At 70.1% G+C, this 14,095-nt stretch carries 12 protein-coding genes; 3 read left to right on the top strand and 9 right to left on the bottom strand.

Going from position 1 to position 14,095, the window contains the following annotated elements; translation table 11 throughout:
- Window positions 1-84 precede the first annotated feature (84 nt).
- Window positions 85-1,026 carry a hypothetical protein gene (locus AMY39116_RS0310365; RefSeq protein ID WP_063710147.1) on the top strand — a complete coding sequence of 314 codons (942 nt, stop codon included), beginning with the start codon at window positions 85-87 and terminating at the stop codon, window positions 1,024-1,026.
- A gap of 183 nt (window positions 1,027-1,209) precedes the next feature.
- On the opposite strand, the gene AMY39116_RS0310360 is transcribed toward AMY39116_RS0310365, so the two are convergent.
- The 5 genes from AMY39116_RS0310360 to AMY39116_RS0310345 all read right to left on the bottom strand — a co-directional run bounded on the left by AMY39116_RS0310360 (window position 1,210) and on the right by AMY39116_RS0310345 (window position 6,748).
- Complete coding sequence (locus AMY39116_RS0310360; protein ID WP_020417591.1) at window positions 1,210-2,274, bottom strand: trans-aconitate 2-methyltransferase; 1,065 nt, start codon at window positions 2,272-2,274, stop codon at window positions 1,210-1,212.
- 272 nt (window positions 2,275-2,546) lie between these two features.
- Window positions 2,547-2,720 carry a hypothetical protein gene (locus tag AMY39116_RS45330; protein WP_157358505.1) on the bottom strand — a complete coding sequence of 58 codons (174 nt, stop codon included), beginning with the start codon at window positions 2,718-2,720 and terminating at the stop codon, window positions 2,547-2,549.
- A gap of 77 nt (window positions 2,721-2,797) precedes the next feature.
- Window positions 2,798-3,199, bottom strand: a complete 402-nt coding sequence (locus tag AMY39116_RS0310355) for a WhiB family transcriptional regulator (protein ID WP_020417590.1) — start codon at window positions 3,197-3,199, stop codon at window positions 2,798-2,800.
- A 118-nt stretch (window positions 3,200-3,317) separates the two neighbouring features.
- Window positions 3,318-3,554, bottom strand: coding sequence for a hypothetical protein (locus AMY39116_RS0310350; protein WP_020417589.1), 237 nt, complete (start codon window positions 3,552-3,554; stop codon window positions 3,318-3,320).
- 1,130 nt (window positions 3,555-4,684) lie between these two features.
- Entirely contained in the window at window positions 4,685-6,748 is a 2,064-nt protein-coding gene (locus AMY39116_RS0310345; RefSeq protein WP_020417588.1) for an ATP-dependent DNA helicase UvrD2, read from the bottom strand.
- Window positions 6,749-6,828: 80 nt separating this feature from the next.
- Here AMY39116_RS0310345 and AMY39116_RS0310340 point away from each other — a divergent pair, with 80 nt between their 5' ends.
- Window positions 6,829-7,560, top strand: coding sequence for a DUF4191 domain-containing protein (locus tag AMY39116_RS0310340; protein WP_020417587.1), 732 nt, complete (start codon window positions 6,829-6,831; stop codon window positions 7,558-7,560).
- Window positions 7,561-7,611: 51 nt separating this feature from the next.
- On the opposite strand, the gene AMY39116_RS0310335 is transcribed toward AMY39116_RS0310340, so the two are convergent.
- A complete protein-coding gene (locus AMY39116_RS0310335; RefSeq protein ID WP_084506053.1) occupies window positions 7,612-8,085 on the bottom strand; it encodes an RDD family protein in 474 nt (157 codons plus the stop codon).
- A 173-nt stretch (window positions 8,086-8,258) separates the two neighbouring features.
- Between AMY39116_RS0310335 and glnA the strand changes: the two genes are divergently transcribed.
- Window positions 8,259-9,683 carry a type I glutamate--ammonia ligase gene (glnA, locus tag AMY39116_RS0310330; protein WP_027932281.1) on the top strand — a complete coding sequence of 475 codons (1,425 nt, stop codon included), beginning with the start codon at window positions 8,259-8,261 and terminating at the stop codon, window positions 9,681-9,683.
- Window positions 9,684-9,767: 84 nt separating this feature from the next.
- Here the strand turns inward: glnA and AMY39116_RS0310325 are convergent, their stop codons facing one another.
- Genes AMY39116_RS0310325 through AMY39116_RS0310315 form a run of 3 tightly spaced genes read right to left on the bottom strand, consistent with a single transcriptional unit; the run spans window position 9,768 to window position 14,007 of the window.
- Window positions 9,768-10,193, bottom strand: a complete 426-nt coding sequence (locus AMY39116_RS0310325; protein WP_020417584.1) for a thioesterase family protein — start codon at window positions 10,191-10,193, stop codon at window positions 9,768-9,770.
- A gap of 52 nt (window positions 10,194-10,245) precedes the next feature.
- Window positions 10,246-13,224, bottom strand: coding sequence for a bifunctional [glutamine synthetase] adenylyltransferase/[glutamine synthetase]-adenylyl-L-tyrosine phosphorylase (locus AMY39116_RS0310320; RefSeq protein WP_020417583.1), 2,979 nt, complete (start codon window positions 13,222-13,224; stop codon window positions 10,246-10,248).
- Window positions 13,225-13,263: 39 nt separating this feature from the next.
- A complete protein-coding gene (locus AMY39116_RS0310315; RefSeq protein WP_020417582.1) occupies window positions 13,264-14,007 on the bottom strand; it encodes a type 1 glutamine amidotransferase in 744 nt (247 codons plus the stop codon).
- Between the last annotated feature and the right edge of the window lie 88 nt (window positions 14,008-14,095).

Raw genomic sequence — 14,095 nt, 5'->3', positions numbered from 1 at the left:
TGAGATGACCAGTCGCACCACCGAGTTGTCCACAGTTCCCCGTAACGTCTTCCCCTGCCTCATTTCCAGCGCGACGCTGATCCCATGACCGAAACCATCAGCGCAACACCAGCGTGTGAGTCGGCGCCGGGTGAGGACGTCACCACCAGCCTGCGCCTGCGCCGAGCGGGCCTGAGCCAGCACGTCATCTCGTCCCGGTGCCGTCCGGGGGGCCCGTGGCGCAGGCTTCTGCCAGGCGTGATCCTGTTGAGCAACCGAGAACCCAGCCGGGATCAACAACTCCGCGCGGCGATCTACCACGCCGGTCCGGACGCGGTGATCAGCGGCACGGATGCGTTGCAGGCTCAGGGCATTCCGCTGTCACCGTCCCGGCGCGTCCACGTCCTGATCCCGATCGGACGCCGGATCGCCTCGCACGAATTCACCTGGCTCGACCGCACGTCCCGCGTCCCCGAGCCGGTCATCGTGGACGGGCTGCCGTTCGCTCCGCCCGCCCGCGCCACCGTCGATCTCGCCAGGCACGAGACCGATCCGGACAGGCTCAGGCGCCTGCTCACGCTGCCGGTCTACTACGGGCTCTGCAGCGCCGAACAGTTGCGTGACGAGGTCAACGCAGGCAACCAACGCGGAACATCCGCGGTCCGCCAAACCCTGCGCAGTCTGGGTTCTCTCCGCGACACCTACCAGCAGGGTGTGGCACGGGAACTGCTGGGCGGTGTCCCAGTACCGCCGCCGATCTGGAACGTGACCATCTGCGACTCGGCCGGACGCCGGCTCGGCGTGGTCGACGCCTGGTGGGATGAAGTCGCCCTGGGCTGGGTCCTCGATCCCGCCGCCACCTGCCCGGACCGTCCGGCGACGAGCCACCTGCCGCTCACCGGTGCCGGGGTGATGCTGGTCCACACCACCCCCAGCCGTCTGCGCGGTGACGCGATGGCAGTCGCGCGGGAACTCACGAGCGCGTTCGCCGCGGCCGCTCGCCGCCGGCGGCCGAGGGTTCAGGCGCTGAAGGAGGTGGCCGTATGACGAGCAGTCACCAGTATTCGGGTGGAAGCTTCCCCTCGATGTCACGGACGTGCTCACGAGCACATCGGGGACACAGCCAGCGCAGAGCACCGCCCTCACGGTCGCTGACCCACGCCAGTGTTTCCAGCGGATCCTCGTCGGGCTTCCGTCGAGTGCCGCAGCGGGAACAGGAAACCGGCTCGGTCATCGGCGCGATCCGAAGTGGACTGTCTGCGTTCCGAGCACGTAGATGTCCTCGCGGCTGCCCAGGTACTCGGGATCCGCTGGATCCAGGAGACGGCGCAGGACGTCCCGATCTTCCTGCGTCACCAGCTCGTCGCCGTCCGAGGCGAGCCAGGTGATGTGTTCGATCACGTAGTTGCGAACGACCTCGCTGGGAGGGGCAGGCAGGTCGACAAGACGACTGAACGAGCCGACTTGCTCCAATCCCGCTTTCCGGAGGGCGGTGTACCAGCCGTAGGGCATCCGGACCGAGCCCGGCATGCCGGCACGCATTTCTCCGAACGAATGGTCGCGGGCTGCCAGCAGACGGCGTTCCAAACCCGGTTCGCCGATGCCCAGATCCCAGGGCAGACAGTAGGTGGGCGGGCTCCCCTCAGCCAGGGCGAGCGTTCCGCCCGGCTTGAGAGCAGTGACCAGGCCGGCGATTCCGGCTTGCTGATCAGGGAGGTGATGCACCATCGAGGCGGCCCAGACCAGGTCCGCAGGCTGGAGGAGCTGAGCGAGGTCCACCGACGCGACGTCCGCTCGGATGCTCTCGATCGAGACATGCCCGGCGAACGCGGCGTTGGAAACAGCCTCGGGTCCGGGGTGGGCGCGACCCACAGTCGCAGCCACGGCACTCCCCGCCAGCTCGGCTTGCGCCTGCTCGAGTTCGACCTGTTGCTGTGCAGCTGAGGGCTCGCGTTGCGTACCGGCTGCAGGGCTCTCCAGGCCCACCCGACCAGGGTGTTCCGCATTCGCCCGCTCGATGGCCGCCCTGGCGGTGGCCTCGGCCACCTCGAGCAGCTCGGGAACGGCGTCGACGAGAACGAGGGTGCCTCCGCCGCGGCGGGCCAACTCCACGGCAAAGGCCGCACTCATCCCGCCAGCGCCACTACCTACGTCGACGATCACCGGCTGCGGGCCGACGCGATCGACCAGGCCGGCGGCGATTCCCGCGTGAGTTGCTGCATGAAGCTCGTCGGCACGGCGCAACGCCGGGATCCGCTCGGCCCAGTCGATGTGATCGTGCGTGTGTGCGGCCATACCGGTCATTCAACACCGGCGTACCGTCGCTCGCCGCCGTTTCGGATCGGCCGCCTGCCGGATGGTTGGTGCGTTTCGAGGCACATCGACGCGGCATGGAGCACCGCCGCAGTGGTGGCTGGATGCGGCGAAGCTCCAGCCACCGCTGGGCAGTCATTGAGATGGATGCCCAACGGCGTCAGGCCCGGTGGTGTTCGAGAGCTTCCTCGAACACCACCTGGCCAAGGAGCCGATGGGCGTGACGAACCGCTAGGAGCGGTGTCGGTGATCGGCTAGGCGCGATACCGGCCTGCGCGGCGGGAAGCCCAGCACGCCACCCGGTCCCACCGGCGGGCGGCGCGCGCGTTGGTGCGCGCCGATCGCGGGCGGACGTCGTCGTGCAGGTCCTGTATTCGTGCTCTCGCCAGTTCTTCGTTGAGCAACATTCGGGTGATCTCCTTGGTCATGGGCGCGACCCCGGCGCGGGGGCGCGGCGTGCTCGGATGCTTCGTCCACGACACGGGAACGAAGGGGGCTTCAGTACTCATGCGGCTGCACTCTGCTGGTCAGTGCGGTTGCGGCGCTCGATGCGCTTCTCCGCGACGGGCGTTTCCACCGGGTTCTTACGAGGACGTCCCCGCGGCCGCTTGCGCGCGACCACGGCACCGCGCTCGAAGATCTCGCCTCCCCAGACCCCCCAGGGCTCCCGCCGGGCGAGCGCGCCGGACAGGCACGCACTCCGGATCGGGCATTCGGCGCACCGGCTCTTGGCCAGCTCCAGATCCGCCGGTGACTCCGCGAACCACAGGTCGGCGTCGCCGGACCTGCAGGGCAGGTCGGCATCCGGCGAGGCCACGGCATCGAAAAGCTCACCGATTCCGGATCCCGAAAGGGCGAGTTCGTCGGGTAACGCCTTCTCTGACGCGAAGGCGATTGCCGATGACATTCCCGTTCTCCTTTGTGTAGTAACGGTTCTTCGGTTGTGAGGTGGTACAAAAACACGAGGGCCGCGGATCCGAAACTCGGTTCCGCGGCCCTCGTGAGCCTGTCTCCCTGACTGGGGGTCAGAGTCTGAGCTCCGGTGGAGCCAGCGGAACGTGGAGTCGGGTCTGCTTGTCGGTCGGGACGTACGCCGGCTTGACGGCGGACACACGGGTCCCGTCGAAGCGGTCACGCAGCCGGGCGAGGATCGGCAGAGCGACGCCAGCAGTGCCGACGCCCCAGCCGTTCGCGCAAGCCATCGCCGAACGGGCGAAGGGCAGAGCGATGCCAGGCTGCGTGACCGTCGTCGAAATGTTCACGTCCCAGCACCTCCTCTCGTCCTTCGCTCATCGCCGGCGGGCGACGGGCGTTCGCTTCGCGGGCGCTCTTCACCCGCTCATGCAGGCTATTGCCCCTGCCCGAGGTGGGGCAACTCATTTTTCGCAGAACTTTCCCGGACGACGAAGATCGTCCCTGAGCAGCGGTTCCGCCGCGCGAAGCGGCCCTTCGACGCGGTCAAGCGGTCCTGCCCCTGTCTTGCCCTCACCACCACCGATGATCACTGTGACGAGAGCACCACCCAGTGCGATCGTTCCGGCGAGCCAGGTTAGCCAGTTCGGGGCGAGCGCGCGAGGTCTTTGCGCGGCACAGGCTGCTGACCCAGCTCGCGGCCGCCCGGCGGAACGGCAGGCCACAGTTGCCCGGCGAACCCAGGCGACGCGACGAACCGGCGCGCTCCGCGAGGAACCGGCCGGAACAGCGAAATCCGCTACCCGATGGTCCAGACGTCCCAAACGGGCCGATCGCTGAGGCGATCAACAGGGCTGGTGGCGGCCCGTGACCGCTGTGGATTCGGCCAGACCGGCACGGGTCGCCCGGCGGGCAACCGAGCACAACCGGTCGCCCCGGCATGCAACCGCCGCCCGGCACGCAACCGCCGCCCGGCACGCAACTCCCGCCCGGCACGCAACTCCCGCCCGGCACGCAACCGCCGCCCGGCACGCAAACTCCCGCCCGGCACGCAACCGCCGCCCGGCACGCAACCGCCGCCCGGCACGCAACTCCCGCCCGGCATGCAACTGGCGCCCGGCATGCAAGTGTCATACGGAGACGTCTCGGTAGGCGATGGGCAGGAGTCGCGCCTTGGCGAGCGCGTTCGGCAGGAGCGGCAACGCCGCCGCACAACCGACCAGAAGCGGTGGCCCACCTGACAACCGACTGGCAACAGCCAGCCCACCAGATGCGGTCGCCCACCTGACAACCGACCGGCTACAGCCAGCCCACCAGATGCGGTCGCCCACCTCACAACCGACCGGCTACAGCCAGCCCACCCGACAACCGACCGGAAGCGGTCCCCCACCTCACAACCGCCAGCCCACCAGACAACCGACCGGCAACCGCCACCCCACCAGACAACCGACCAGAAGCGGTCCCCCACCGGGACAACCGATCAGGTGTGCTCGCCGCGGAGGAGGGACAGGACCTCGTCGCCGAAGCGTTGCACCTTTGTCGGGCCGATGCCGGAGATCGCGACCAGGCCGCGCTGGTCGTCGGGGCGTTGTTCGGCTATCGCGACCAGCGTGGCGTCCGTGAAGACGACGAACGGCGGCACCTTCAGCTCGCGTGCTCGCTCGGCTCGCCACTCCTTCAGCCGCGTCAGCAAGCCCTCGTCGAGGTCGCTCGGGCAGCGGGCGCAGCGTCCCAGCTTCACCTCCAGCGTGTTCGCCAGCTGCTCGCCGCACATGCGGCAGCTCGGCTTCGTCCTCGTGGTCGCCGCGCGGCGGGGCACCCGCGCCGTGGGGTGTTCCTCCGGGATCAGGCCGTACAGGAACCGGCTGCGGCGGCGGTGCCTTCGCCCGCCGGGGTGGCGCGACAGCGACCACGACAACCACAGGTGCTCCCGCGCCCGCGTCACCCCGACATAAAAGAGCCTGCGCTCCTCCTCGATCGCCGCCTCGTCGCCGTCGGCGCGCTGGATCGGCATCGTGCCCTCGGCGAGCCCCACCAGGAACACCGCGTCCCACTCCAGGCCCTTCGCCGCGTGCAACGACGCCAGCGTCACCCCCTCGACCGTCGGCGGGTGCTGCGCCGCCGCGCGCTGCTCCAGCTCCGCGACGTACCGGCCCATCGACGCGCCCTCCACCGACGCCGCCAGCTCCTCGGCCAGCTCCACCAGCGCCAGCAGCGCGTCCCACCGCTCCTTCGCCGCCCCGCCCGACGGCGGCTGCTCCGTCAGGCCGACGCGAGCCAGCACCGAACGGACCGCGGTCACCAGATCACCCGCGGGCGGATCCGCCGCGGCCGTCCGCAGCGACACCATCGCCTGCCGGATCTCCCGCCGCTCGAAGAACCGCTCGCCGCCACGCACCAGGTACGGGATCTCCAGGTCCGTCAGCGCCTGCTCGTACACCTCCGACTGCGCGTTGACCCGGTACAGGATCGCGATCTCGCTCGCAGGCACACCCGCGTCCAGCAGCTGCCGCACCCGCCCGGCGACCGCGCCCGCCTCTGTCGGCTCGTCGTCGAACTCCGCGAACCGCGGCTCCGGGCCGTCCGGGCGCTGCCCGATCAGCTTGAGCCGCGACCCCGCCGGCCGCCCCCGCGCGGCGCCGATCACCTTGTTCGCGAGCTCGACCACCTGCGGCGTCGACCGGTAGTCCCGCTCCAGCCGCACCACCGTCGCCTCCGGGAACCGCCGCGTGAAGTCCAGCAGCGGCCGCGGCGATGCCCCGCCGAACGAGTAGATGGTCTGGTTCGCGTCCCCGACCACTGTGATGTCGTCGCGCCCGCCGAGCCACGCGTCCAGCAGCCGCTGCTGCAACGGGGTGACGTCCTGGTACTCGTCGACGACGAAGCACCGGTACCGGTCGCGGAACTCGCGCGCGACGTCCGCGTTGTCCTCCAGCGCGGCCGTCGTGTGCAGCAGGAGGTCGTCGAAGTCGAGCATCCGCGCGGCGTTCTTGACCTCTTCGTACTTGCGGTACACCTCGGCCACCTGCGCGGCCTGCATCGGCGTGTCCCGCTGCAGCCGCGCGGCCTGCGCCGGGTAGTCCTCCGGGCTGATCAGCGACGCCTTCGCCCACTCGATCTCGCTCGCGATGTCCCGCAGGATCTCCGTGTCGGTGCTGACCCGCGAGCGCTGCGCCGCCTGGGCGACCAGCCGCAGCTTGCCGTCGAGCAGGTCCCACATCCGGTCGCCCACCACGCGCGGCCAGAAGTACCGCAGCTGCCGCCGCGCCGCCGCGTGGAACGTCAGCGCCTGGGCGCCGTCGACGCCCAGCGCGCGCAGCCTCGTCCGCATCTCCCCCGCCGCGCGTGCGGTGAACGTGACCGCGAGCACCTGACCTGCGGAAACGTGCCCGGACGCGATCAGGTGCGCGATGCGGTGGGTGATGGTGCGCGTCTTGCCGGTGCCCGCGCCGGCCAGGACGCAAACCGGCCCGCGCGGGGCTGCCGCGGCGGCACGCTGCTCGGGGTCCAGCCCGTCCAACAGGCCCGTCGGGGACTTGGTCACAGGTGCGCTAGCCACCCCGGCATCCTCGCAGAGGGGACCGACAGGATCGCGTCGCCCTGCCCGGCCGTATCCTGGTTCATATGGCGGGAAAGCAGGACAAAGAGGCTGCCAAGCAGGCCAAGCGGGAACGGCGCGCCGCGAGCAAGGCCCGGCGCGGTCAGATCTGGGAAGCGTTCAAGATGCAGCGCCGGGAGGACAAGGCGCTCCTCCCGTGGATGCTCGGCGCGTTCCTGGTCGTGGCCGGCGTCTTCGTCGTGGTCGGGCTGCTGCTCGACATGCTGTGGGTCCTGTTGCCGCTGGGCATCGTCCTCGGCGTGCTCGCCGCGGTGATCATCTTCGGCCGCCGGGTGCAGCGCACGGTGTTCGCGAAGGCCGAGGGCCAGCCCGGAGCCGCGGGCTGGGCGCTGGACAACCTGCGCGGCCGCTGGAAGGTCACCCAGACGGTCGCCGCGACCACGCAGCTCGACGCCGTGCACCGCGTGCTCGGCGGCCCGGGTGTCGTGCTGGTCGGTGAGGGCGCCCCGCACCGCGTGCGCAACCTGCTCTCGCAGGAGAAGAAGCGCGTGGCCCGCCTGGTCGGCGACACCCCGATCTACGAGGTCGTGGTCGGCAATGAGGAGGGCCAGGTCCCGCTGCGCCGCCTGTCGAGCCACATGATGAAGCTGCCGCGCAACCTCCGCCCGGCGCAGGTCGACGCGCTGGAGGCGAAGCTCGCCGCGCTCGGCAACCGCGGTGGCGCCGCGATGCCGAAGGGCCCGATGCCGCAGGGCGCGAAGATGCGCAGCGTGCAGCGCGTCATCAAGCGCCGCTGACCCGGAAACGACGAAGGCCCCGACCACGCAGGTCGGGGCCTTCTTTCTTTGTCAGCGCATCCGGATGACGACGGTCCCGGTGAGGCGGTCGAGCCAGCTGCGGCCGTCGGCGTTGCGGATCGCGGCCGGGATGATCACGAAGGTGAGCACCGCGCGGACGATCGCCCTGGGCACTCCGACCATCCCCGCGCCGTCCAGGCGGGCGACGCGGATGCCGGTCACGAACATGCCCGGGGTGAACCCGAAGAACGAGACCGGGATGATCGTGATGATCGCCCACACGGCGACCGCCCACAGGTTGTAGGACTGCATCGCGGCGGTGTCCTGCAGGTCGGGGCGCACGAAGAGGGAGGTCAGCAGGGACGCGGCGACCAGGTCGACGACCAGGCCGAGCAGGCGCGCGCCGCCGCCGGCCACGGCGCCGACCCCCTGCTCGGGGAGGCCGAGGCGTTCCCCTCGCCAGCGCGGGGGCTCCTCGGCGCCGAGCCGAGGTGCGGACAACCACTCACCGGTCCATCTCGCCACCCGACCAGGGTATGCCGGTGGCGTGCGCCACGTCCGCCCTGGTCTGCTGGGGGATATCGCCCAGCCCGTTAACCTCCGCGAAACATACGGGTGACGGTCGGGCAACACCGCGCTCTTAGCGTGAGCCGAAGAGAGTACTGCCCCCGGCAATGCGTATGAAGGAGTTACAGAGGGTGTCCACTACTCCAGACGATATCCAGCGTCTCATCGCAGATGAGGACGTGCAGTTCGTTGACGTCAGGTTCTGTGATCTGCCGGGTGTGATGCAGCACTTCACCGTCCCTGCGAAGGCGTTCGACGCGGACGCGTTCGAAGAGGGCCTGGCCTTCGACGGCTCCTCGGTGCGCGGCTTCCAGTCGATCCACGAGTCCGACATGCTGCTGCTGCCGGACCCGGAGACCGCGCGGATCGACCCGTTCCGCAAGGAGAAGACCCTCTCCATCAACTTCTTCGTGCACGACCCGTTCACCCGCGAGGCGTACAGCCGCGACCCGCGCAACATCGCGCGCAAGGCCGAGCAGTACATCGCCGAGTCCGGCGTCGCCGACACCGTGTTCTTCGGCCCCGAGGCCGAGTTTTACGTGTTCGATTCGGTGCGTTTCGACTCGCGTGAGAACGGCTCCTTCCACGAGATCGACTCGGTCGAGGGCTGGTGGAACACCGGCCGCGACGAAGAGGGCGGCAACCGCGGTTACAAGACCCGCTTCAAGGGCGGCTACTTCCCCGTTCCGCCGGTCGACCACTTCGCCGACCTGCGTGACGAGATCAGCCAGAAGCTGATCAACTCCGGCTTCACGCTCGAGCGCGCGCACCACGAGGTGGGCACCGCCGGCCAGGCCGAGATCAACTACAAGTTCAACACGCTGCTGCACGCTGCGGACGACCTGCAGCTGTTCAAGTACATCGTGAAGAACACCGCGTGGAACGCCGGCAAGACCGCGACGTTCATGCCGAAGCCGCTGTTCGGTGACAACGGTTCGGGCATGCACTGCCACCAGTCGCTGTGGAAGGACGGCCAGCCGCTGTTCTACGACGAGTCCGGTTACGCCGGCCTGTCGGACATGGCTCGCCACTACATCGGCGGCATCCTGGCCCACGCCCCGTCGCTGCTGGCCTTCACCAACCCGACGGTGAACTCCTACCACCGCCTGGTTCCGGGCTTCGAGGCGCCGGTCAGCCTGGTGTACTCGCAGCGCAACCGCTCGGCCTGCGTCCGGATCCCGATCACTGGTTCCAACGCCAAGGCCAAGCGCATCGAGTTCCGGTGCCCGGACTCGTCCGGCAACCCGTACCTCGCGTTCGCCGCGATGATGATGGCCGGCCTGGACGGCATCAAGAACAAGATCGAGCCGCCGGAGCCGATCGACAAGGACCTGTACGAGCTTCCGCCGGAGGAGGCCAAGGACGTCAAGCAGGTCCCGGCGACCCTCGACGAGGTGCTGAACAACCTCGAGGCCGACCACGACTTCCTCACCGAGGGCGGCGTGTTCACCCCCGACGTCATCGAGACGTGGATCTCGCTGAAGCGCGAGACCGAGATCGACCCGCTGCGGCTGCGTCCGCACCCGTACGAGTTCGCGCTGTACTACGACGTGTGATTCGTACCGGGTAGAAACACCCTGAGCGCGCCGGCGGCGAGGAGCGGAAAACGCCCTCGCCGTCGGCGTTCTTTTTGGGCGGGGTTATTCGGCGGTGAGGACCGACATGTCCAGGCCGGCGCGTTCGCAGTGGCCGCGCGGGTCCTCGACCAGCTTGCGGCGCCCCAGGTCCATCAGCCCGAGCGTGCAGGTGATCTCGGCGGACAGGGTGCCGTCCGCCTTGTGGATGTTGTTGATCATCTGGAACGTCTTGCCGGTGCCGAACTTGGCCTCGCAGCCCACGTGCACGGTCTCACCCGCGCGGATCTCCCTGCGGAAGACGATGTGCGACTCCAGCAGCACCGGTGCCAGGTTCTGCTCGCGCAGCGCCGCGCCCCCGGCCTGCTCGAACGCTTCAGTGCGGGCGACCTCGCCGTACGAGTGGTACACGGCGTGGTTGAGGTGGCCGAGCGTGTCCAGCTCGTAGTGCCTGACCTTGATCTCCACCCGGAACGGTTCGCGCTCAGTCACGGATCCACTGTAAAGCGGGACCAAGCTGCGGCGGGCTGGGACGTTCGCCACGTCAGGCCTCGTAGAAGAGCCTCTCGACGACGGCGTGCGCCCGCCGCGTGGTGCGGCGGTAGGAGTCGAGGAACTCGCCCGGGTCGTCGTCGGCGCTTTGCCCGAGGATGCGCGCGACCGCGGCCAGGTCGCGGCCCGAGCTCGGCACCTGGTCGACGGCCTTGCCGCGGACCAGCATCGCCGCGTTGCGCACCCGGGTTGCGAGCAGCCAGGCCTCGGTGAGCGATGCGGTGTCCTCCGGTTCGGCCAGGCCCGCCTCGGCCAGCGCGGCCAGCGCTTGCGGTGTCGACGTGGTCCGCAGGTCCGGGACCTCGAACGCGTGCCGCAACTGGAAGAGCTGCACCGTCCACTCGACGTCGGCCAGCCCGCCCCGGCCCAGCTTGGTGTGGAGGGTCGGATCGGCTCCGCGCGGCATCCGCTCGGTGTCCACCCGCGCCTTCATCCGCCGCACCTCGCGGGCGCGGGACGCGTCCAGCCCGCCGTCGGGGTAGCGGATCGGGTCGATCATCTCGATGAACCGCTCCCCCAGTTCCGCGTCACCGGCGACGAACCGGGCGCGCAGCAGCGCCTGCGTCTCCCAGACCTCGCCCCAGCGCGCGTAGTACGCCCGGTACGAGTCGAGCGTGCGCACCAGCGGACCGCCACGACCCTCCGGCCGCAGGTCGGCGTCGACCTGCAGGGGCGGGTCCGCGCTCGGGGCGCCCAGCATCTTGCGTACCGTCTCAGCGACCGAGGACGCGTAGCGCACGGCGTCGCCGTCGGACACGCCCTCGGCGGGCTCGCAGACGAAGAGGACGTCGGCGTCCGAGCCGTAGCCCAGCTCGGCGCCACCCAGCCGGCCCATGCCGATCACGGCGATCTTCGCCGCCTCGCCACCAAGTTCGGCGCAGCGCTTGCGGATCGCCGCGGACAGCGCGCTCTGCAACACGGCGACCCACACCGAGGACAGCGCCTCGCACACCTCGCGCACGTCCAGCAGGCCGAGCAGGTCGGCCGCGGCGACGCGCAGGATCTCGTGGCGCCGCAACGACCGGGCCGCCGCGACCGCCGCGTTGAGCCCGGGCTGCCGGCGCACGGTCGCCCGCAGCGACTTCGCCACCTCGGCGGGCGTCCGCCCGGTCAGCCGGGCGGGGTCGCCGAGCAGTTGCAGGACCTCGGGGGCGCGCACCAGCAGGTCCGGTACCAGCTTCGAGGTGCCGAGCAGGGACGCCAGCCGTTCGACGACCGCGCCCTCGTCTCGCAGCACCCGCAGATACCACGGGGTGTCCTCCAGCGCCTCGGACACCTTCCGGTACGCGAGCAGCCCGCCGTCCGGGTCCGGGGTGTCGGCGAGCAGATCGAGCAGGACGGGGAGCAGCGCCTTCTGGATGGCGGCCCGGCGTGAAACGCCGGAGGTGAGTGCGCGGATGTGCTGCAGCGCGCCGTCGGGCGCCGCGTAGCCGAGAGCCGCGAGACGTTGTGCGGCTTGTTTCGTGGTGAGTCGCAAGTCCTCAGTGGACACGCTGGCCACGGACTGCAGCAGCGGGCGGTAGAACAGCTTCTCGTGCAGACGACGGATCCGCTGGTTGTGGCGGCGGAACTCGACGAGCAGGATCTCGCCCTCGCCGCGGGCCATCTCGGGACGGATACCGATCGCCCGGCCGAGCACGCGGAGTTCGTCCGAGTCGTTGAAGTCCGGGAACAGGTGGGTGCGGCGCAGGCGGCGCAGCTGCAGCCGGTGCTCGACCGTCCGTAGGAACTCGTACGACATCTCCAGCTCCGCCGCGTCGCTGCGGCCGACGTAACCGCCCGAGCCGAGCGCCGTCAGTGCCTCGACGGTCGACGGCGACCGCAGGCTCGGATCGGCCCGGCCGTGGACGAGCTGGAGCAGCTGGACCGCGAACTCGACGTCCCGCAGGCCTCCGCGGCCGAGCTTCAGCTCACGCTCGGCCAGCTCGGACGGCACGTGCCCCTCGACCCGCCTGCGCATCTGCTGGACGTCGGCGACGAAGTTCTCCCGCTCGGCGGCCGACCACACCATGGAGGTGACCATCTCGGCGTACTGGTTGCCGAGTTCGGCGTCGCCGGCGACCGGGCGTGCCTTGAGGAGGGCCTGGAACTCCCAGGTGCGTGCCCACTTCGCGTAGTAGGCGGTGTGGCCGTCGAGCGTGCGGACGAGGGCGCCCTGCTTGCCCTCGGGGCGGAGAGCCGCGTCGACCTCGAAGCACGCCTTGCCGACGATCCGCATCATCGTGCTGGCCAGACGGGTAGCGAGCTGCAGGTCGCCTTCGCCGACGAAGATGACGTCGACGTCGCTGACGTAGTTGAGTTCGCGGCCGCCGCACTTGCCCATGGCGATGACCGCCAGGCGGGTGTCACCGAGTCCCTTGGGCGCCTGCTCGGCCTGCGCGATGTCGAGGCCGGTGATGAGCGCCGCTTCGGCGAGGAGTGTGAGCTGCTGGGCGACCTCCGCGTAGCGGGGCCGGTCGAGCTTGCCCTCGACGAGGTGTCCGAGGTCGGTGCCGGCGATCTCGAGGAGCAGGCCGCGGTAGGCGGTGCGCAGGGCGTTCTCCGCCGGGGCGCCCGTCCGGATCTCGCCGTCCTCACGGACTGCGTCGAGCATGGTGTCGGCGTAGCAGTCGGCGTCGGTGCACTTGTCGGCGGCGAGACGCGTCCACTCGCCGGGGTGGCCGACGAGGAAGTCACCGAGCGCGCTCGACGTGCCGAGGACGCCGACCAGCCGGCCGCGCAGCGTGGGGTTGTCGCGCAGGGCGGCGGTCAGCTCGGGCCAGCCCTGCTCGTCGGTCTCCCGGATGCGGTCGAGGCTGCGCAGCGCCAGGTCGGGATCGGCGCTGCGGGACAGGGCGACGAGGATGTCCAGCGCGTCCGGGGCGGGCCCGGTGTCGGTCCACCAGCCGGCGGCGCGGAGGTGCTCCTCGGCGCGGTCGTCGGTGAAGCCGTAGCGCGCAGGGGATCCAGCCCCTCGTGACTGCTCTGCCATCAGGGTCCACCGTAACCGTGTCGGGCTGGTCGTTGTCGATCAAGTGAGCGGAAGGGACGCCGGTGGGGCGCTCTCGAGGGCACCTTCAGCCAGCCGGACGAACCTGGTGGCAAAGGGCTGCCAGGTCTCGGCGATGTCGGCGTGGTTGCGATCCAGGGTTTCGGTGTCGAACGCGCTCGCCGGGCGGGTCGCCGCCATCTGGGGCGCCTCGTCGGCCCAGGCCTGGACGACCTGGGTGGTGGTCTCGATGTGGAACTGGATGCCGTAGGCGCTGCGGTGCAGCCGGAAGGCCTGGTTGGGGTACTTGGGAGCGGATGCGAGCAGGACAGCGCCGTGGGGCAGCTGGGTGATGACGTCCTCGTGGAAGTGCATGACGTCCTGCATGAGCGGGAGGTCGGCGAAGAGCGGATCGGTCCAGGCCGCGTCCTTCTTGGCGACGAGAGCCGCCCCGACCTCGGGACCGGAATCGCCGGGCTGGACGCGCCCACCGGTGGCGACCGCGAGAAGCTGAGCGCCGAGGCAGATCGCGAGCGTCGGCAGATTCGTGCGGGCCGCGGTCGCGAGGAGCGCCCGGACGTCGGCGAGCCAGGGGTGCTTGGTGTCGTCTTCGGCGTTCATACCACCGCCGAGGCAAACGAGGCCCTGGTACCCGTCGAGCGTGCCGGGGAGCGGGTCCTCGGGCAGACGCCGGAGGTCGAGTTCCGCGCCGGCGGCGGTGAGCCAGTCGCCGAGGGGCCCGATCGGATCGGACGGGTCGGGCTGCAGGACCAGGAGGCGCGTCATGCGTCCAGGATAAGGGCACAAAAACGCCCAGGGGCTCGGGAGAACGTACTGTTCTCGACCGAGCCCCTGGGCTTATTTGTGAAGTTGT

Source organism: Amycolatopsis sp. ATCC 39116 (assembly GCF_000231075.2).
GTDB classification, from domain to species: domain Bacteria; phylum Actinomycetota; class Actinomycetes; order Mycobacteriales; family Pseudonocardiaceae; genus Amycolatopsis_E; species Amycolatopsis_E tucumanensis.
This window is presented reverse-complemented; position numbering and strand designations above follow the sequence as displayed.